We start from the raw sequence: 19085 nt of genomic DNA, 5'->3' as shown, positions 1-19085 counted from the left end.
GTATCAGGGCGCGGTCCGCGGGGGCTACGCGGAACGCGCCGTGGGGGCGCGGATTTTGACGATCGGTTATGAACGGGCCGGATACCGGCGTCGGGGGCTAGCGTTGCCTGCGACCCATACCTCCGACCCCGCCTCCCCAACGGCCGAAGGAGACCGCGATGACGAACCTGCCCGACCGCCCCCGTACGGCCCTGCTGGTGATCGACATGCAGAACGCCGTCGTGGAGAAGGCGGTCCGTCGCGACCAGGTCGTCGCCGCCATCGGTGCGCTGGTCGAGCGTGCCCGCGCCGAGGGGGTGCCCGTCGTGTGGATCCAGCACAACGACGAGAACACGAAGCGGGGGAGCGAGGGCTGGGCCTATGTCCCCGAACTGGTCCGGCTGGAGCCGGAGGCGCTGGTGCACAAGCAGTACGGCGACTCGTTCGAGGGCACGGAGCTGGAGGACGTGCTGGCCGCCGCCGGAGCGGGCCGGCTGGTCGTGACCGGCGCCTCCACGGACGCGTGTGTCCGCGCCACCATCCACGGTGCCTTCACCCGTGGTTACGACGTGACGCTGGTCGGCGACGCGCACACGACGACCGACCTCAGCGAGTACGGCGCCCCGCCGCCGGAGCAGGTCATCGCGCACACGAACCTGTACTGGCGGTACGAGTCGGCTCCGGGGCGCGCCGCGGGAGTGGTGGAGGCGGCGGAGGTGTCGTTCGCGGGCTGAGCGCCGGGCCGCGATGGCAGCTACCGGCGCGCGCTGCCGGTGCGCTGCTGCCGGGTGATGTCCCGGACGTGCTGGGACACCGTCTCGTGCCTGGTCATGGCCCAGTAGCCCTTCTGGACGAGGAGGGTGACCGTGCCGGCGACGATGATGCCCAGCAGGTTCAGCAGGAGCTGGTAAGTGGAGCCGCGGGCCTGGGCGAAGTCGCCGTAGCTCAGCGCGATGGCCGCGTTCGCCGCTGCGGGCACCGTGGTCACCGAGATCGCCACGCCCACCAGGGCCCCCGACTTGGAGGAGGTCAGCGACAGCGTGCCCGCGGTGCCGGCGAGCACGGCGACGATGAAGGAGAAGGCGTCGGGATCCCAGATGAAGCCCGTCTGGGGCCGCTTCCCCTCCAGCATGTCCATCGTGAAGTAGCCGAAGGCGTCCATCATGAAGCTGAAGCCCACGGTGACCGACATCGCCACCGCGAAACCGCCGAGCAGCGCGGCGACGGACCGCCCCACCAGCCGGGGCCGCCGCTGCACCAGCGCCACGCAGAGCCCCGCGATCGGGCCGAACTCGGGCCCCACGGCCATCGCGCCCACGATCAGGATCGAGCTGTCGATCATCACGCCGCAGGCGGCGAGCAGGGTGGCGACGGTGAGCATCGCCAGGAACGTGATCGAGAGCGTCGACTCCTCGTGCGTCTCCTCGACGAGGGACTCCCACACGACGGCGTCCGCGGCCTCGCCGGGAGCGTCCTCCTCGGCCTTGTCCGCCCGGGTGGAGAGCGTCAGCCCCACGTCGTCCACGGTGACGGCACCGTCGTCGCACAGCCCGCGCCGCCGCAGCTCGTGCAGCAGCCCGTCGGCGGCCTCGCGCGCCACGTCGCACAGCACCAGGTCGCCTTCGGGTTCCAGGGACGCCCCTGGAAGTACGGCGAGATGCGTGGTGCCGACGGTCTTGTGGATCAGGCCGAGGACTTCCTCGGTACGCCCGGTGGGCACGTGGATACGCACGTGAAGCATGCGGCAGAGGCTACCGCGTGGCCGCGCGTCCCGGACGGCCCTACGTTCGAGACCGAACCGTGACGTGAACATGCGGGATCTTCGCCGCTAGGATCCGGCCATGATCATGCTCGGGATCGACCGTGACTCGCGTGCATTCGAATCCGGTCAGCTGATAGGCGCGGTGCTGGTGACCCTCGCCGTGATGGCCGCGCTGTGGTTCTTCACCCGCACGTGGCGGGACGCCCCCTACGCGGAGACGCCGGACCAGGTGGCCGAGGTCGAGCGGCTGAAGGCCAAGCGGCGCCTGGTGATCGTGCTGCTGATGGCCCTGGTGGCCGTACTGGGCGGACTGCGCTGGGTGTTCCTGCTGGACGACAGCGCTTCCGCGGCCGACGAAGGCCCCGCCAGGGCACAGACCGTCGTCGCGCCGCCGTCCGTACGGGACTACGCGCTGCTCACCGGTGACGCGGCGGCCGACCTGGAGTCCCGGCTCAAGCCGCCCGCGTACGGCAAGCGCTGGTTCTACAGCCACGACGGCGGCAACCCGGCAGCCGTGTTCCAGGGGAGCGCCGACGACTGGGACCCGGAGATGGCCGAGGAGCGTAGGAGGGACTCCCCGGCGCAGGGCCTGCGCAACGCCTTCGCGGGCGCCCGGTCGGAGGACGTCGAATCGTTCGACCCGGGACCGCTCGGTGGCGCGCTCGCCTGCGGCCATGTCGACGGCGGCGGGCAGGACGCCGTCATGTGCGGCTGGGTGGACCGCACCACCGACGGGTTCCTCACCGTGTTCGACATGGACGACCTGGAGAAAGCCGCCACGCTCCTGCGGGAGTTCAGGACCGCCGCCGAGAAGCCCCTCTGAGCACGCGGGGCTTCCGGCCCCCAGGCCCGCGGCGGTGAGCGCCGCTACAGCTTGCGCAGCGACAGCCGTTGCACCTTGTGGTCGGGGCCCTTGCGCAGCACCAGCGTGGCGCGGCCCCGCGTCGGGGCCACGTTCTGGCGGAGGTTGGGCTCGTTGACCGTGCGCCACATCTGGCGAGCGTAGTCCAGGGCCTCCTCCTCGGAGACCTGGGTGTACTTGCGGAAGTACGAGTCCGGGTCCTGGAACGCCGTGTCGCGGAGCTTGCGGAACCGGCCCAGGTACCAGCGCTCGATGTCCTCGCTGCGCGCGTCGACGTACACGCTGAAGTCGAAGTAGTCCGCGAGCCCCACCCGCGTACGGCCGTCCGTGCCCGGCAGGGCGGGCTGCAGGACGTTCAGGCCCTCGACGATCAGGATGTCCGGGCGGCGTACGACGAGCTGCTCGTCGGGGACGATGTCGTAGATCAGGTGCGAGTAGACCGGGGCGCGCACCTCGTCCTTCCCGGCCTTCACGTCCGCGACGAAGCGGGTCAGGGCGCGGCGGTCGTACGACTCGGGGAAGCCCTTCCGCGACATCAGACCGCGGCGGTGCAGCTCCGCGTTCGGCAGCAGGAAGCCGTCCGTGGTGACCAGCTCCACGCGCGGGTGCTCCGGCCAGCGGGCCAGCAGCGCCTGCAGCAGGCGGGCGGTCGTCGACTTGCCGACGGCGACGCTGCCCGCCACGCCGATGACGAACGGGGTGCCGGTCTGCGGGCGGTGGCCGTTCCCGGCGTCGCCGAGGAAGGTGTTCACGGCGCGGCGCAGGCCGTGGGTCGCGCCCACGTACAGGTTGAGCAGCCGGGACAGGGGGAGGTAGACCTCCCGTACCTCGTCCAGGTCGATGACGTCGCCCAGACCGCGCAGCCGCTCGACCTCCTCGGCCGTCAGGGGCAGCGGCGTCTTCTCCCGCAGCGCGCTCCACTCCGCACGCGTCAGGTCCACGTACGGCGTGGTGTCCTGGTGCCTCCTCCGGGCGGAGGGGTGGTGCGGCGGCGGCATCGTGCTCAGCGGCGAGGTCACGTGCCCAATTCTGCGGTTCCCCCCGGGAGGGGTCATGTCGGGTCCGGGGTGAGGTTGGTCTCATGGGCGAGGCCCCCCGTTCACCCCCGCGCCACGTCCCGCCACACCTCGGGCAGCGCGGCCACCAGCTCCTGCGCCCCCGCCGGCGCCCCGGCGGCCGCGCGGCGTCCCGCGAGGCCGTGCAGGTACGCGCCCGCCGCCGCCGCGTCGCGCGGGGCGAGGCCCGACGCGAGCAGCGAGCCCGTCAGGCCCGACAGCACGTCGCCGCTGCCCGCCGTGGCCAGCCAGGAGCTGCCCGTCGGATTGACGCGCACCGGCAGCTCGGACGCGTCGGCCACCAGCGTCGTCGACCCCTTCAGCAGCGCCGCGGCCGAGAACGCCGACGCCAGCCGCCGTACGGACGCCAGCCGCGCCGCCTCCACCTCCGCCCGGGGTACGCCGAGCAGCGCCGCCGCCTCCCCCGCGTGCGGGGTCAGCAGGGTGGGCGCGCCGCGGGCCGCCAGCAGCTCCGGGGTGATGAAGCGCAGCCCGTCCGCGTCGACGAGGACGGGGACGTCCGACGCCAGCACGTCCGCCACCGCGCGCGCCGCCTCGGGACCGTCCCCGAGCCCCGGGCCCACGACCCACGCCTGCACCCGCCCCGCCTTCGCCGGCGGGCCGGCGTGCACGAGGGTCTCCGGCCAGCGCGCGATGACGGCCGACGCGGCGGCGCCGACGTACCGCACCGCGCCCGCGCCGCCGTGCAGCGCGCCGCCGACGGCGAGGACGGCCGCGCCCGGATAGCGCTCCGAGCCGGCGACGACGCCGACGACGCCCCGGCTGTACTTGTCGCTGGCCGCCGTCGGCACGGGCAGCAGCGCGGCGACGTCCGCGTGCTGCAGGGCCTCCACGTCGGGCGCGGGGAGGTCCAGGCCGATGCCGACCAGGCGCAGGGCGCCCGCGTGGGCGTGGCCCGGGTCGATGAGCAGGCCCGGCTTGTACGTCCCGAACGTCACCGTCGCCGTCGCCCGCACCGCCTCGCCCGTGACCTCGCCGGTGTCCGCGTCGATGCCGCTGGGCAGGTCCACCGCGACGATCGGCGCCCGTACGGCCCGTACCAGCGCCGCGGCGGCGGGGCGCAGCCCGCCCTTGCCGCCGATGCCGACGATCCCGTCGACGACCAGGTCGACGTCCGCGAGCTGACGGGTCTCCGCCGGTACGACGTACCCTCCCGCCGCACGCAGGGCCGCGAGTCCGCCGGGGTGCGCCCGTTCCGGGCTGAGCAGCAGCGCCCGCACGGACGCCCCGCGCCGCGCCAGCCGCGCGCCGGCGTACAGGGCGTCGCCGCCGTTGTCCCCGCTGCCGGCGAGCACGGCGATCCGGCTGCCGTAGACCCGGCCCAGCAGGTCCGCGCAGGCCGCCGCGAGACCCGCGGCCGCCCGCTGCATCAGGGCTCCCTCGGGGAGCGTGGCCATGAGCGCCGCCTCGGCGGCCCGGACGGTCTCTACGCGGTGGGCGAGCCTCATGCGCTCCAGTGTCCTACGCGATCACCCCGCGAGGCCCGTTTCGTACGCCACGATCACCAGCTGCGCCCGGTCCCGGGCCTGGAGCTTCGCCAGCAGCCGGCCGATGTGGGTCTTCACGGTCGCCAGGCTGAGATGCAGCTCCCCGGCGATCTCCGTGTTCGACAGGCCGCGGGCGATCAGCCGCAGGACGTCCAGCTCGCGGTCGGTCACCCCGTCGAGGGCCCGTGCGGACGGGCGGCGGCCCGGATCCGGCAGCCGGGCGAACGTCTCGATCAGGCGGCGCGTCACCGACGGCGCCAGCAGCGCCTCCCCGGACGCGACCACGTGGATCGCGGCCAGCACGTCCGCCGGCGGCGTGTCCTTCAGCAGGAAGCCCGCCGCGCCCGCGCGCAGCGCCGCGTACACGTACTCGTCCAGGTCGAAGGTCGTGAGGATGAGGACCCGCACGCCCGCGGTGGACGGGTCCCCGCTGATGCGGCGCGTCGCCTCGATGCCGTCGACCTCCGGCATCCGGATGTCCATGAGGACGACGTCCGGCCGTTCGCGGCGGGCCAGTTCGACCGCCTCCGCCCCGGTCGCCGCCTCGCCGACTGCCGTCATGCCCGGCGTGTGGTCGACCAGGACCCGGAAGCTGCCGCGGACCATGGCCTGGTCGTCGGCGACGATCACCCGTACGGGATCGGTCACGACCGCTCCTCCCGCACACCGGGGGGCGCGCTCTCGGGCACCCTCTCCCCGTCCAGCGGCAGCCGCGCCGACACCGCGAACCCGTCGCCCCGGGGCCCCGCCCCGAACGTCCCGCCGTACATCGTCACCCGCTCCCTCATCCCCAGCAGCCCGTGCCCGCCGGGGAGTTCACGCGGCGGCGGGCCGGGGCGGCCCTCGTCGGACACCTCGACGCGCACCTCCCGCCCGTCTGCCTCGACGCGTACGGCGCACCTGGTGGGCGCCGCGTGCTTCACGACGTTCGTCAGCGCCTCCTGGACGAGCCGGTAGACCGTGACCGACAGCCCCTCGCCCAGACCGTCCACGCCCCGCACCGTCAGCTCCACGTCCACGCCCGCCCGTTCCGCCTGCGCCGCCAGCTCGCGCAGCCCGTCCAGCCCGGGCGCCGGGCCCAGCGGCGCGCCCTCGGTGCGCAGCACGCCCAGGGTGCGCCGCATCTCGGCGAGCGCCGAGCGGGACGTCTCCTCGATCACCCGCAGCGCCTCCCGCGCCTCCAGGGGGTCCTGTTCGGCGACGTGCGCGGCCACGCCGGCCTTCACGGCGATCAGGCTGAGGTTGTGCGACACGATGTCGTGCAGTTCGCGGGCGATGCGCATCCGCTCGTCCGCCACCGCCCGGCGGGCGCGCAGCGCCTCCCGTCGTACGGACTCGGCCCGCCGCCACCGCAGCAGGCACCCCGCGGCCCCGCAGCCGCCCACCATGAGCCCCGCGAGGACCGCGAGCGTGCTCGCCGGCCACCAGCCCTCGGTGGGGCTGAAGACGGCCAGCCCCAGCACCACGCTGACGACCGCGGCCGCCGTCCCGGCCGCCAGCACGGGCACGGCGCGGCGCGGCGGCCGGCTCAGCCCGACCAGATACGCGGCGAGACCTCCGGCCAGGAACGGCTCCCGGGTGATGTCCAGCAGGGTGGCCGCGACCATCGCGCTCATGACCACCGCGAACACGGTGAGCGGCCACCGCCGCCGCACCGCGATCGGCAGCCCCACGCCGAAGGCGATCAGCAGGCCGTACACGTCGGCACCGCTGTGCCCGTCGGGGAACCGCATCCCGGCGAAACCGACGTACATGAGCACCAGCACCAGCGCCGCCGCGGCGTCCGCGGCGAACAGCAGGAACCGCCGCACGCGCCTCATGACCCGACCGTATCCGTCCATGCCCCCCACCATCGCGCCCGACCGGGCGGCCCCGCGTCGGACCAGGGCCTGGACTCCCAGGTCAGACCTGGGTATGACGGCCGTCGGACCAGACGTGCGTACGCCCGCCCTCCACGGCCACGGACTCGAAGCGCCAGCGGTGCACGGGCCGGGCGCACAGCTCCGCCGGGGGATCGGGCAGCTCCGGGGCCTTCGTGTCGTACGAGCCCTCCCACCAGGTGATCACCAGCACCCGCTCACCCGGGGCGGTCATCGTCTCCCGCCGGGCGGGCATCTCCGTCAGCGCCTGCGCCCGCGCCCACTCCAGCAGCTCATCCGCCCGCCCGGCGGCCGCCTTGGCCTCCCACATCAACGCGAGGGTCACGAGTACAGGTTGTCCTTCCGCAGCTCGTGCTCGTGCACATGGTCGTGGTCGGGACCGGGCACGTGCGTCTCCTCCACCGGCAGCGACGAGTCCGCCGACAGGTCCCACGCCGACGCCGAACGGCCCCGGGCCACCATCTCCGCGCCCAGCGCGGCGACCATCGCGCCGTTGTCCGTGCACAGCTTCGGGCGCGGCACGCGCAGCACGATGCCCGCGTCCTCGCAGCGGCGCTGGGCCATCGCCCGCAGCCGGGAGTTCGCGGCGACACCGCCGCCGATCATGAGGTGGTCCACGCCGTTGTCCTTGCAGGCGCGCACGGCCTTCTTGGTCAGCACGTCCGCCACCGCCTCCTGGAAGGAGGCCGCCACGTCCGCCACCGGCACCGGCTCGCCGGCCGCGCGCCGGGCCTCGACCCAGCGGGCCACGGAGGTCTTCAGGCCCGAGAAGGAGAAGTCGTACGCAGCGTCCCGGGGCCCGGTCAGCCCGCGCGGGAAGCGGATCGCGGCGGGGTCGCCCTCGCGGGCGGCCTTGTCGATGAACGGCCCGCCGGGGAAGCCCAGACCCAGCACCCGGGCGATCTTGTCGAACGCCTCGCCCGCCGCGTCGTCGATGGTCGCGCCCAGCGGCCGTACGTCGGAGGTGATGTCGGGGGCCAGCAGCAGCGAGGAGTGCCCGCCGGAGACCAGCAGCGCCATCGTCGGCTCCGGGAGCGCGCCGTGCTCCAGCTGGTCGACGCAGATGTGCGAGGCCAGATGGTTCACGCCGTACAGCGGCTTGCCCAGCGCGTAGGCGTACGCCTTGGCCGCCGAGACGCCCACCAGCAGCGCGCCCGCGAGGCCCGGGCCCGCGGTGACGGCGACGCCGTCGAGGTCGCTCGCCTTGATCCCGGCGTCCTTCAGCGCCCGCTCGATGGTCGGGACCATCGCCTCCAGATGCGCCCGGCTCGCCACCTCGGGCACCACGCCGCCGAAGCGGGCGTGCTCGTCGACGGAGGACGCCACCGCGTCGGCCAGCAGGGTGTGGCCGCGCACGATGCCCACGCCGGTCTCGTCGCAGGAGGTCTCGATGCCGAGGACCAGGGGTTCGTCGCGTGAGGCGCGGGAGGCGCGGGAGTCGCGGGAGTCAGCCATAGGTCTCTTCCTTGCCGTTCATCTCGCGGCGCATGACGACCGCGTCGACGTTCGCGGGCTGGTAGTAGCCGCGGCGGATGCCGATCGGCTTGAAGCCGAAGCGCTCGTACATGCGCTGGGCGCGCGGGTTGTCGGCGCGTACGTCGAGCAGCACCTCGGTGCAGCGGCGCCCGGCCGCGGCGTCCAGCAGGTCGTGCAGCAGCCGGGGGCCGAGGCCGGTGCCCCAGTGGTCGCGGGCGGCGCCGATGGTCAGCACGTCGGCCTGTTCGGCGGGGGCGCCGAGTCCCGCGTACCCCACCAGCAGGCCGTCGGACTCCTCGGCCACCACGTAGTGCCGGTTGGCGTGCGGTCCGCGGGTGTACGCCAGCTCCGACCAGAACATCCCCGACGACCAGGAGTCCTCGGGGAACAGCTCGTGCTCCAGCTCCAGCACGGCGGGGATGTCCCACCAGCGCATCTCGCGGAGGGTCACCTCGGTCACTTCGGCGTGACCGCCTTGTACCCGGCCGGCACCTGCGCGTCCGGCCGGCGCAGGTACAGCGGGCGCGGGGGCAGCAACTCCTCGCCGCGGGCCAGCCGCTCCACCGCGAGCGAGGCGAGGGCGGCGGCCGACTGGTGGGCGGGGGGCCGGGCGTCGGGGAAGACGTCCGGGTACAGCTCGGCCCCGGCACCCGCCACGGGCAGTCCCGCGACCTCCCCGGCGATGTGAGCCGGCCGGTCCACGGCCGGCTCGGTGATCCGGGTGCGGGAGTCGGCGTACCGGGCCCAGTAGACCTCCTTGCGGCGCGCGTCCGTCGCCACGACGAAGGGTTCCGTGAGCCCCGCGGCGTACGCGATGCCGTCCAGCGTGCACAGGCCGTGCACGCGCACGCCCAGCGCGGCGCCGAAGGTGTCCGCGGTGACCAGCCCGACCCGCAGCCCGGTGTACGGGCCCGGGCCGACGCCCACCACGATGTCCGTGACCTCGGTCAGCCGCCGGCCGGCCTCGGCCAGCACGCGGTCCACGGCGGGCAGCAGCAGTTCGCCGTGCCGGCGGGCGTCCACCTGGTGACTCGCGGCGACGACGGACTCCCCGTCGTGGAGCGCGGTCGTGACGGCGGGGGTTGCGGTGTCCAGGGCGAGCAGCAGCACACGATGAGCCTAACGGCTCCGCCCCGCAACCCCGGCCCGGGCCGGACTGCAGTACGGTCCGGGGTAGCGCATCGTCTTGAGTCCGGAGGTCGTAGGTGGCACGCCGCAGCAGCCCGGGAACGTTCGTGGCCGTGCTGACCGCCGCGGCGCTCGCGGTCGTCGGGTTCCTGGCGGTCCAGGCGTCGGGAAGCGCGCCCGAGGCGGGACCGGAGACGACACCCTCCGCCTCCTCCCCGACGACGCCCGGGGCGAAGAAGACCCCCGCCTCCGCGCTGCCCGCCCGGTCCGGCGAGGGGGAGCGGGTCGTGTACGCGCTCGGCGCCCGGCGGGTGTGGCTGGTGGACGAGGACGGGACGGTGCTGCGTACGTACAAGGTGACGCCCAGCAACGTCAGCCCGCCGCCCGGGGAGTACAAGGTGACCAGCCGGTCGAACAACATCACCGGCTCGGACGGGGTCGCGGTCGAGCACGTGGTGCGCTTCGCGAACGTCGGCCCGGTCACGGTCGGCTTCGGCGCCGCGGTGAACGGGTCGACGGCGCCGCCGGAGAAGAGCCTGAAGACCGGCGGCGTGCGCAGCGGACGGGCGGACGGGGCGGCCCTGTGGAAGTTCGCGACGCCGGGCATGCCGGTCGTCGTGGTGCGCTGAGCGCCGGTCCCGGATTTACCCGAACGTGTTACGCGGCCTCGGGCTGTTCCATGTCCGTTCGAGGGGTGTCCGGCCGTTCCGGGCCGGCCCGGCGGGGCTCGGGCTCCTCCTCAGCGGGCGGCGGTGAGCAGACCGCCTGTGCCGCGGCCCCTGCGGCGAGGAGCTCCTGCATCGACGGCCGCGCCTCTCGGTCGTTCCCGGTGTGCGGCATACGGCCATGGCACCACGGGGGTGCGGTCCGGGGCAATATTTTGCCGACGGCCTGTCGGCATGTTCGTCGGAATGTACGACGCGGGGGCTGCGGGCAGGGGCTTCTAGAGGGTGACTGCGGCCAGGCCGTCGGACCGCCACCGCTCGCCCACGCCGATGAGCGTGACCTTGCGGGTGTCCGGTGCGGAATCGTCGGCCGCTTCGGTCGCTTCGGTCGTCTCGGCCGCCGTCCCGCCCGTCGTCCGCTCGATCAGGACGTGCAGCCGGTCGTCGGACAGCTCCTCGACCTTGCCCTCGCCCCATTCGACGACCACCACGGACTCCGGGAGTGAGACGTCGAGGTCCAGGTCCTCCATCTCGTCCAGGCCGCCGGGCAGCCGGTACGCGTCCACGTGCACCAGCGGCGGGCCGCCGGAGACCGACGGGTGGACCCGGGCGATGACGAACGTGGGGGACGTGACGGCGCCGCGTACGCCCAGGCCCTCGCCGAGGCCCCGGGTCAGCGTCGTCTTGCCGGCGCCGAGCTCGCCGGTGAGGAGCACGAGGTCCCCGGCGCGCAGCAGCCCGGCGAGCCGGCGGCCCAGCTCGCGCATCTGCTCCGGGGAGGTGACGGTCAGTCGGGTGTGCACATCCTGCATGTGCGCCAGCGTAGAGGCTCCGGGACGGCCGCCGGGCACCCGGCGGCCGTCCCGGCCGTGCGTTCAGTGGGCGGCCGCCGCCTCCACCGGCGCCCCGGCGCCGTCCCGGTCCGCCTCGCCGGCGTCCTTGCGCAGCGGGATGAACGAGGCGATCGCGGCGGCCAGCAGGGCCACGCCGCACCCGATCAGCAGTCCGGTGCGGAAGCCGTCCTCGGAGGGCAGCGCGTGGCCGCCGAAGTCCACGGTCATCTGGGCCAGCACCACGCCCACCACGGCCGCGGCCACCGAGGTGCCGATCGAGCGCATCAGGGTGTTGAAGCTGTTGGCCGACGCCGTCTCGGACTGCGGCACGGCGCCCATGATGAGCGCCGGCATCGCGCCGTACGCGAACCCGACGCCCGCGCTGGTGATGAGGGTGACGATCAGCAGCCCCCAGGTGGAGCCGAGCAGCGCCATCGAGGAGGCGTAGCCCGCCGCGATGACGAGGCTGCCGGTGACGAGCGTGGTCTTCGGGCCGCGCGCGGCGGTGAGCCGGCCGCCGATCGGCGCGACGACCATCATCATCAGGCCGGCGGGCGCCATCCACAGGCCCATGGCCACCATCGACTGCCCGAGTCCGTAGCCGGTGGCCTCGGGCAGCTGCAGCAGCTGCGGCAGGATCAGCGACTGGGCGTACATGGCGAAGCCCACCACCGCGGACGCCAGGTTGGTCAGCAGGACCACCGGCCGCGCGGTCACCCGCAGGTCGACGAGCGGCTCGGGAGTGCGCAGCTCCCACCAGCCCCAGGCCAGCAGGACGACGGCGGCCGCCGCGAACAGCCCGAGCACTGTGCCGCTCGACCAGCCCCAGTCGGCGCCCTTGGAGACGGCCAGCAGCAGCGACACCAGACCCACGCCCAGCCCCACCGCGCCGACGGGGTCGAAGCGCCCGGGCTCGGCGGTGCGCGGGGTGGCGGGCACGAAGGTGCGGATGGCGAGGGCCACCAGCGCGCTCAGCACGGCCGCGGCCCAGAACAGCGCACGCCAGCTGGCGTTCTCCGCGACCGCCGCGGCGATCGGCAGGCCGAGTGCGGCGCCGATGCCCATGGACGCGCTGATCAGCGCGATGGAGGTGGTGAGCTTCTCGGCGGGGATCACGTCCCGCAGCAGGCTGATGCCCAGCGGGATGACACCCATGCCGAGCCCCTGCAGCCCGCGGCCGATGATCATCGGTACGACGGACGACGACAGCGCGGCGACCACCGAGCCGAGCATGAGCGGCACGGTGGAGATCAGCAGCATCGGCCGCTTGCCGTAGAGGTCGCCGAGCCGGCCCGCCACCGGCGTCGCGACGGCGGCGGCCAGCAGGGTCGCGGTGATCACCCAGGAGGCGTTGGAGGCGCTGGTGCCGAGTATCTGCGGCAGCTCCGCGATGAGCGGCACGACCAGGGTCTGCATCACCGCGGCGGTGATACCGGCCAGGGCGAGCACGCCGACGACGGCGCCCGGCCGGGCTTGGGAGGTGGGCTGGTGCACGGTTCTCTCCTGGTCTCCTGGGTCTTCTCGTACGACGGGAACGGTCGGTCTTCTCGTACGAAGGGGGCTTGCGGGCCGGGCAGGGCTCAGCGGGACACGGCCGCCGCGGGCGGGCGGACGAGGCCCGTCCGGTAGGCGGCGGCCACGAGGCCGGCCCGGTTGTGGACGCCGAGCTTGGCCATGGCGCGCAGCACATGGGTGCGTGCGGTCAGCGGGCTCACCGTGAGGGAGTCTGCGATCTCCCCGTTGGTCAGCCCCTCCGCCGCCAGCGCCATGACCTGGCGTTCGCGCGCGGTGAGCGCGGCGAGCGCCTCGGGCGGCGCGGCGGCGGGGGCGGGCCGCGCCTCGGGGGTCGCGAGGAAGCGGTCGATGAGCGTGCGGGTCGCGGCGGGGGAGAGGAACCACTCCCCGGCGGCCACGGCCCTGATGGCGGCGAGCAGCTCGGTGCCGCCCGTACCGCCGTCGACCACCCCGTGCACTCCGGCCCGCAGCGCCCGTACGACGAGGTCGTCGCGGTCCGCCGGCGCCAGGATGAGCACGCTCGCGAGGCCGGCCGGGCTGTCGCGCAGCGCGGCCGCCGCGGAGCCGATCCGCCCCGGATCGCGCCCCTGCAGTCCGAGGAGCACGACGTCCGGGCGGTGTACGCGGCTGAGCGCCACCGCCTCGTCGGCGTCGGCCGCCTCGGCGACGACGCGCATGTCCTCGCACGCGTCGATGAGCACCCGCAGGCCCGCACGCGGCAGGGCCTGGTCGTCGGCCAGCAGGACGTCGATGGCCATGGGCTTCCCGTCCTTCCGTACCACCCGGCGAATTACTTGACTAAGTCAAGCATATTGAATTGCTTGAGTCAAGCAACTAAACTACCTGCGGAAATGACCGATCGATCCGGACGTCCCGGGCGTCAAACGCGGCATCAAGCATTAGGGTGGGCGCATGTCGACCCGTTCGCCGCGCTCCGAGCCCGCTCCCGTCCCCGCGGAGGTGGTCGACATCGAACGCGCACTGTCCCGGATCACGCACCTCGCCGGCCGGGTCCGCCAGCACGAACGGCTGATGGCGGCCGCCGGCGTCCCGCTGGACCGCGCGACGGTGTCCGTCCTGCGCCAGCTCGCCGACCGCGACCCGCTGCGCCCCAGCGAACTCGCGGCCCGGCTCGCGGTGGAGCCCTCGCACGTCACCCGCCAGGTGCAGCGCCTGGAGCAGCTCGGTTACGTGGCCCGCGTCGCCGACCCCGAGGACCGGCGCGCGCAGCGCATCGAGCTGACGGCGGACGGCGCCGCGGTGGTGGACCGCATCCGCGAGGCGAGCCGCCGCGGCATGCAGAACGCGCTCAAGGACTGGTCGCCGGAGGACCTGCGGCAGCTGGCGGCGCTGTTCAACCGGATGGTCGACGACTTCGTCAGCAGCGCGGCGGAGGCGGAGGCGGCGGACTGAAGCCGCCGGGTTCCACGGCGCGGGGCGCTACAGGGCGTCCGGCACCGGCAGCGTCGTCGCGCCGGCCCGGGTGAGCAGGTCCGTCAGGGCCGCGTCGACGGCCTCCGGGTGCTCCAGCATCACCAGATGCCCCGCGTCCGGCACCACCACGTGCTCGGCCTCCGGCAGCAGACGGGCCATCACCTCCGAGTGCGAGGCGGGCGTGACCAGGTCCTTGTCGCCGACCAGCACCAGCGCGGGGACACCGTCGAAGTGCTCCAGCGCCTCGGTCTTGTCGTGCTCGCCGAACGCCGGATAGAACTCCGCTACCACGTCGATCGGCGTCGACTCGATCAGCCGCTCCGCGAACCGCGCGACGGCCGGATCGACGTCCTGCGCGCCGAACGAGTAGCGCTTGACGAGCCCCCCGAAGAGATCGGCGGTGGCCCGGCGCCCCCGCTCCACCAGCTCCGCCTGACTGCCCAGCGCCTTCAGCACACCGGGTACGAACCGCCGTACCGCACGCACCCCGGCCACCGGCAGCCCGTAGTTCACCTGGCCGAGCCCGCCGACCGAGGTGCCGACCAGGGCCACGCCCGCCACCCGGGCGTCCACGAGGTCCGGGTACTGGTCCGCGAACGCCATGACCGTCATACCGCCCATCGAGTGCCCGACCAGCACCACCGGACCGTCGCCCGGGGCGGCCGCGTCCAGCACGGCCTTCAGATCGCGGCCGAGCAGGTCGATCGACACGTCGGGGGACTGCGAGCGCCCGGACCGGCCGTGGCTGCGCTGGTCCCAGTAGACGGCGCGGACCAGGCCGCGCAGCGCGAGCCGCTGGTAGTGCCAGGCGTCCTGGCTCAGGCAGTACCCGTGGCAGAAGACCACGGTCAGCGGCCCGGCCGCCTTGCGCCCGAAGCGCCGTCGGCGCCCCTTGGCGCCGGCCGGGGGCTCCGGGACGTCCTCGACCTCGTAGTACAGCTCGGTGCCGTCGTCCGACGTCGTACGCCCGGGGGTGCCGCGGACCGTGCCGAAGGGGCTGGCGGCGTCCAGCGCGAGGCGGGCCCTGCGCCGCATGCCGCGGCCGACGGTCGCCCGCTCCAGCGCGATACCGGCCGCCGCCCCCGCGGCGACCACGCCGATCGCGGCGCCCGCGATGCCCGCCCGTCGCCCGGCGGTCGACCAGCTGCCCTCACCCATGGCCGCGCACCTCCCCGTCGTGGCTGTCGTGGCCGTTCTCGCCGTCCCGGCCGCCCTCGCCGGTGTAGACGCGGGGAACGCGCTGGCCGATCCGGGTGACGATCTCGTACGCGATGGTGCCCGCCGCCCGTGCCCAGTCCTCGGCGGTCGGCTCGCCGCGGTCGCCCGGGCCGAAGAGGACCGCCTCGTCGCCCGCCCGGGCGGTGTCGCCGCCCAGGTCCACGACGAACTGGTCCATCGCGATCCGCCCCGCGACCTGCCGCCACTTGCCCGCCACGAGGACCGGCCCGCTGCCCGAGGCGTGCCGGGGGATCCCGTCGGCGTACCCGGCGGGAACGAGCGCCAGGGTCGTCTCGCCCGGGGTGGTGTAGTGGTGCCCGTAGCTGACGCCGTGGCCGCCGGGCACCCGCTTCACCGAGGCCAGGGACGCCTTGAGGGTCATCGCGGGCGTCAGCCCGTGGTCGGCGGGGGTGCCGAGCTCGGGGCTGGGGGAGATGCCGTACATCGCGATGCCGGTGCGGACCAGGTCGTAGTGGCTCTCCGGGAGGGTGAGCGTCGCCGGGGAGTTCGCGAAGTGCCGCACCTCGGGGGTGAGGCCCGTGGCCTCGGCGACGGTGAGCGCCTCGCGGAAGGCGTTCTGCTGCAGCGGGATCGAGGGGTGCCCGGGCTCGTCGGCGCAGGCGAAGTGCGACCACACGCCGGTGACCCGGACCGCACCCGCGGCCTCCGCGGCGCGGGCGGCGGCGGTCAGCTCGCCCCAGTCGGCGGGAGCGCAGCCGTTGCGCCCGAGCCCCGTGTCGGCCTTGAGGTGGACCCTGGCCGTACGCCCCGACTCCCGGGCCGCCGCCACGACCTCCTTCAGCGCCCACATCCCGCTGACCGACACGTCGATCCCCGCCTCGACGGCCTCCCGCCACGGCCCGCCCGGCGTCCACAGCCAGCACAGCAGCCGACCGGTGTCCCCGGCGGCCCGCAGCGCCAGCGCCTCCTGCGGCGTGGCCGTACCCAGCCACGCGGCACCCGCCTCCCGGGCCGCACGGGCGCAGGGGACGGCGCCGTGCCCGTACCCGTCGGCCTTGACGACGGCCATCAGCTGCGCGGTGCGCGCGACGTCCCGCAGCCGGCGCACGTTGGCCCGTACGGCTGCCAGATCGATCTCGGCCGTCACCCGCGGTGTTGTGTCAGTCATCCCCGCTAGTCTCGCATCCGTTGCCCAGAGCCTCGGTGGCTCCCGCTCTCCCGCCACTCCGGTAGCCGGTCGTGCAGGCGAGCGACGGACGGGCGCCAGGCGGTCGCGTCGGGCGCGGCGCCCGCGTCCCGTCGATGACCAGGCCACAAGTCTCGCACTGGTAGGTCCGGACGTGCAGCGCCGTCAGGGCCTTGGGCGCGGGTCCACGGCCGGACCGCCGATCAGCATCGACGGGGCGCCGGCGACCCTGGTGAGGAAGACCGTGGCCGCGTTCGGGCCCGACGGCTTGATCTTGCGGCGCAGTTCCTCCGGCTCGATCGCCGAGCCGCGCTTCTTGACCGTGAGCGTGCCCACCTCGCGTTCGCGCAGCAGCGCCTTCAGCTTCTTCAGGTTGAACGGGAGGACGTCCGTGATCTCGTACGCCGTCGCGTACGGGGTCGGGGTGAGCGTGTCCGCCGTGACGTACGCGATGGTGGCGTCGACCAGCCGCCCGTCCACCTGCTGCGCCACCTCGGCGACGAGGTGCGCGCGGATGACGGCGCCGTCCGGCTCGTACAGGAACCGGCCTACGGGCCCGGTGGGCGGGTCCGGCAGGCCCCGGCCCGCGAGCGTGGCGCCCGACGGCAGCAGCGTGGCCCGGAAGCCGGGCGTGCCCGTGCCGAACCACAGCACGGCCTCCTTCACGTCCCCGCCGTCGGAGATCCACTCCGCCTCGGCCCCCTCGGGGACCACCTCGTGCGGCACGCCCGGCGCGATCTTCAGCGCCGCGTGCGACACCCGCCCGGCGACCTCCAGCGCCCACGACAGGGGCGGCGAGTACGCCTCGGGGTCGAAGATCCGCCCGCGCCCGCCCCGGCGCGCCGGATCGGTGAAGACGGCGTCGTACGCCGAGATGTCCACCTCGGTCACGTCGGCGCACCGCACCTCGATCAGCTCCGCCAGCCCCAGCGCCTCCGCGTTGGCCCGCGCCACCGCGGCCGTCAGCGGATCGCGGTCCACGGCCAGCACCCGGATACCGGCCCGGGCCAGGGCGACGGCGTCGCCCCCGATACCGCAGCACAGGTCGGCGAGGGCGGTCACGCCGAGCGCCTTGAAGCGGGCGGCGCGGTGGTCGGCCACGGCCGTCCGGGTGGCCTGCTCAACGCCGTCGGGGGTGAAGTACATCCGCCCGGCGTCCGCCCCGAACTTCGCCGCGGCGCGCTGCCGCAGCCGCGCCTGGGTGAGGGCGGCCGAGACCAGCTCCGCCGGGTGGTCGCGGCGCAGCCGCGTGGCCAGCGCCAGCGCCTGCCCGGGGTCGTGGTCCCGGAGCTCGTCGAGCAGGGTCTGGCCCTCGGGGGCTCGGAGGGCGGCCAGGGAGCGGGTGGGGTCGGTGGGGTCCGTGGGGTCAGGGGCGTGCACGGGTCCATTGTCGGCCAGCCGGTGGACTTCGCGGAGGTGTCACGCGGGTGTCGCTGGACACCGGTGGCACCATCCGTTCCATGCAATTAGTACGACAAGTAGGAAAAGCGGATGAATCGGGTGGGGCGGGTCGGGGTCCGCGGATCCGTCGGCCCGCCCGGGATCTGCGGGTGGGCGGGGCGGTCCGTGGGCTGCGTGTCGGGGCCGCGCTGCTGTTCGGCGCGCTGGCCGCGGCGGCCTGCGGCCAGCCCTCCGGGGTACGGGACGACTCCCGGACCGGCGGCGGGCTGATCGACGCCCGCAACCCCGGCGCCCGCGCGGCCGTCGCGAAGTACGGGAGCGTCGAGGCGCAGGCCCTCGCCTACGACTCCTGGCGGCAGGCCCGCGCGTACGCCCGCCGCACCGCCACCGCGCACCGGTGGGGGCTGGCGCAGGCCCCGCTGGTGCCTCCGGCACCGCCCGCGGTCAAACCCCGGCTGGTCACCGAGCCCGGCTTCGAGGCGCGGGACGGCTCGCCCGACCTGCCGCCGGTGATCACGCGGGTGCCCACGACGGACCGGGTGATCTTCCTGACGATCGACGACGGGAACTACAAGGATCCCCAGCTCATCCGGATGATGCGGGAGCTGAACGTCCCCTACAGCGCGTTCCTCTCCGACTTCGTCGCCCGGGAGGACTACGGCTACTTCCACCGCATGCAGGCGGCCGGGGTCACCCTGAACAACCACACCCTCAACCATCCGAACCTCCGGCTGATGTCGTACGACGCGCAACGGCGCGAGATCTGCGGCCAGCAGGAGCGGCTCCGCCTCGAGTTCGGTGCGGCGCCGCGGCTCTTCCGCCCCCCGTTCGGCAACTACAACGGCGACTCGCTGCGGGCGGCGAAGTCGTGCGGGGTGGAGGTCGTACCGCTGTGGCAGCAGGAGGCGTTCCCCGACCGCTGGGACTACCGCCGCGGGTCGCGGTCCTTCGAGCCCGGCGACATCGTGCTCACGCACTTCCGCGGGCGGTCGGAGTGGGCGGGCGAGATGCCGGATGTCGTCCGACAGGTACTCCGGAAGGCGGCCGCGGAGGGGTTCGCGGTGGGGAGGCTTGAGGATTACGTGTAGTCGGTGACGGGGGGGGCTGGGGGCCCCCAGCGCCCACCGGTTGCCGATGGCGTGGGGTGGGCGGCTGCGGTCCGGTGACCGGCGTCTGAGGACTGAGGCGCGAAGCGCCGAATCGCGCCGCAGGCGCCGGCGGG

Annotated in this window: 20 protein-coding genes; 5 read left to right on the top strand and 15 right to left on the bottom strand. The window is 74.4% G+C overall.

Annotated features, from left to right (window positions below; all coding sequences use genetic code 11):
• Positions 1 to 158: 158 nt before the first annotated feature.
• Positions 159 to 713 (top strand): isochorismatase family protein, encoded by a 555-nt coding sequence (locus tag AB0M28_RS16245; RefSeq protein ID WP_365404216.1) that lies wholly within the window; start codon positions 159 to 161, stop codon positions 711 to 713.
• A 20-nt stretch (positions 714 to 733) separates the two neighbouring features.
• Here AB0M28_RS16245 and AB0M28_RS16240 read toward each other — a convergent pair whose 3' ends face one another.
• Entirely contained in the window at positions 734 to 1720 is a 987-nt protein-coding gene (locus AB0M28_RS16240) for a DUF389 domain-containing protein (RefSeq protein WP_365404213.1), read from the bottom strand.
• Positions 1721 to 1820: 100 nt separating this feature from the next.
• On the opposite strand from AB0M28_RS16240, the gene AB0M28_RS16235 reads away from it, so the two are divergent.
• The gene (locus AB0M28_RS16235) at positions 1821 to 2564 is read left to right on the top strand and encodes a hypothetical protein (protein ID WP_365404210.1); all 744 of its coding nucleotides are present in this window, start codon (positions 1821 to 1823) and stop codon (positions 2562 to 2564) included.
• A 44-nt stretch (positions 2565 to 2608) separates the two neighbouring features.
• Here the strand turns inward: AB0M28_RS16235 and coaA are convergent, their stop codons facing one another.
• The 8 genes from coaA to tsaB form a co-directional block, all read right to left on the bottom strand.
• Positions 2609 to 3601 (bottom strand): type I pantothenate kinase, encoded by a 993-nt coding sequence (gene coaA, locus AB0M28_RS16230; RefSeq protein WP_365404359.1) that lies wholly within the window; start codon positions 3599 to 3601, stop codon positions 2609 to 2611.
• A 101-nt stretch (positions 3602 to 3702) separates the two neighbouring features.
• Positions 3703 to 5127 (bottom strand): NAD(P)H-hydrate dehydratase, encoded by a 1425-nt coding sequence (locus AB0M28_RS16225; RefSeq protein WP_365404208.1) that lies wholly within the window; start codon positions 5125 to 5127, stop codon positions 3703 to 3705.
• 21 nt (positions 5128 to 5148) lie between these two features.
• On the bottom strand, positions 5149 to 5814 hold the full coding sequence (locus tag AB0M28_RS16220) for a response regulator transcription factor (protein WP_365404205.1): 666 nt from the start codon (positions 5812 to 5814) through the stop codon (positions 5149 to 5151).
• Positions 5811 to 6986 carry a sensor histidine kinase gene (locus AB0M28_RS16215; RefSeq protein WP_365404202.1) on the bottom strand — a complete coding sequence of 392 codons (1176 nt, stop codon included), beginning with the start codon at positions 6984 to 6986 and terminating at the stop codon, positions 5811 to 5813. Before AB0M28_RS16215 ends, AB0M28_RS16220 begins: the two co-directional genes overlap by 4 nt.
• 82 nt (positions 6987 to 7068) lie before the next feature.
• Positions 7069 to 7371, bottom strand: a complete 303-nt coding sequence (locus AB0M28_RS16210) for a hypothetical protein (RefSeq protein ID WP_365404199.1) — start codon at positions 7369 to 7371, stop codon at positions 7069 to 7071.
• Positions 7368 to 8501, bottom strand: a complete 1134-nt coding sequence (tsaD, locus tag AB0M28_RS16205) for a tRNA (adenosine(37)-N6)-threonylcarbamoyltransferase complex transferase subunit TsaD (RefSeq protein WP_365404196.1) — start codon at positions 8499 to 8501, stop codon at positions 7368 to 7370. Before tsaD ends, AB0M28_RS16210 begins: the two co-directional genes overlap by 4 nt.
• Complete coding sequence (gene rimI / locus AB0M28_RS16200) at positions 8494 to 8958, bottom strand: ribosomal protein S18-alanine N-acetyltransferase (protein ID WP_365404356.1); 465 nt, start codon at positions 8956 to 8958, stop codon at positions 8494 to 8496. The genes tsaD and rimI overlap by 8 nt, the downstream gene beginning before the upstream one ends.
• Before the next feature lie 20 nt (positions 8959 to 8978).
• A complete protein-coding gene (gene tsaB / locus AB0M28_RS16195) occupies positions 8979 to 9632 on the bottom strand; it encodes a tRNA (adenosine(37)-N6)-threonylcarbamoyltransferase complex dimerization subunit type 1 TsaB (protein WP_365404193.1) in 654 nt (217 codons plus the stop codon).
• Positions 9633 to 9727: 95 nt separating this feature from the next.
• Between tsaB and AB0M28_RS16190 the strand changes: the two genes are divergently transcribed.
• Positions 9728 to 10279, top strand: a complete 552-nt coding sequence (locus AB0M28_RS16190) for a hypothetical protein (protein WP_365404190.1) — start codon at positions 9728 to 9730, stop codon at positions 10277 to 10279.
• Between the two features lie 314 nt (positions 10280 to 10593).
• Here the strand turns inward: AB0M28_RS16190 and tsaE are convergent, their stop codons facing one another.
• From tsaE to AB0M28_RS16175, 3 genes are all read right to left on the bottom strand, one after another.
• Positions 10594 to 11127, bottom strand: coding sequence for a tRNA (adenosine(37)-N6)-threonylcarbamoyltransferase complex ATPase subunit type 1 TsaE (gene tsaE / locus AB0M28_RS16185; protein WP_365404187.1), 534 nt, complete (start codon positions 11125 to 11127; stop codon positions 10594 to 10596).
• A gap of 63 nt (positions 11128 to 11190) precedes the next feature.
• The gene (locus tag AB0M28_RS16180; protein ID WP_365404184.1) at positions 11191 to 12642 is read right to left on the bottom strand and encodes an MFS transporter; all 1452 of its coding nucleotides are present in this window, start codon (positions 12640 to 12642) and stop codon (positions 11191 to 11193) included.
• 86 nt (positions 12643 to 12728) lie between these two features.
• Positions 12729 to 13421: a response regulator transcription factor gene (locus tag AB0M28_RS16175; RefSeq protein ID WP_365404181.1), complete on the bottom strand. Its 693-nt coding sequence runs from the start codon at positions 13419 to 13421 to the stop codon at positions 12729 to 12731.
• Positions 13422 to 13575: 154 nt separating this feature from the next.
• Here AB0M28_RS16175 and AB0M28_RS16170 point away from each other — a divergent pair, with 154 nt between their 5' ends.
• A complete protein-coding gene (locus AB0M28_RS16170; RefSeq protein ID WP_365404178.1) occupies positions 13576 to 14076 on the top strand; it encodes a MarR family transcriptional regulator in 501 nt (166 codons plus the stop codon).
• Positions 14077 to 14103: 27 nt separating this feature from the next.
• Here the strand turns inward: AB0M28_RS16170 and AB0M28_RS16165 are convergent, their stop codons facing one another.
• From AB0M28_RS16165 to AB0M28_RS16155, 3 genes are all read right to left on the bottom strand, one after another.
• Positions 14104 to 15255, bottom strand: a complete 1152-nt coding sequence (locus tag AB0M28_RS16165) for an alpha/beta hydrolase (RefSeq protein WP_365404175.1) — start codon at positions 15253 to 15255, stop codon at positions 14104 to 14106.
• Positions 15248 to 16444, bottom strand: coding sequence for an alanine racemase (alr, locus tag AB0M28_RS16160; protein ID WP_365404172.1), 1197 nt, complete (start codon positions 16442 to 16444; stop codon positions 15248 to 15250). Before alr ends, AB0M28_RS16165 begins: the two co-directional genes overlap by 8 nt.
• A 183-nt stretch (positions 16445 to 16627) precedes the next feature.
• Positions 16628 to 17797: a class I SAM-dependent methyltransferase gene (locus AB0M28_RS16155; RefSeq protein ID WP_365404353.1), complete on the bottom strand. Its 1170-nt coding sequence runs from the start codon at positions 17795 to 17797 to the stop codon at positions 16628 to 16630.
• Between the two features lie 215 nt (positions 17798 to 18012).
• On the opposite strand from AB0M28_RS16155, the gene AB0M28_RS16150 reads away from it, so the two are divergent.
• Positions 18013 to 18951 carry a polysaccharide deacetylase family protein gene (locus AB0M28_RS16150; protein WP_365404169.1) on the top strand — a complete coding sequence of 313 codons (939 nt, stop codon included), beginning with the start codon at positions 18013 to 18015 and terminating at the stop codon, positions 18949 to 18951.
• The last annotated feature ends 134 nt before the right edge of the window (positions 18952 to 19085 follow it).

The sequence above is a fragment of the Streptomyces sp. NPDC051940 genome (genome assembly GCF_040680895.1).
Taxonomy (GTDB): domain Bacteria; phylum Actinomycetota; class Actinomycetes; order Streptomycetales; family Streptomycetaceae; genus Streptomyces.
This window is presented reverse-complemented; position numbering and strand designations above follow the sequence as displayed.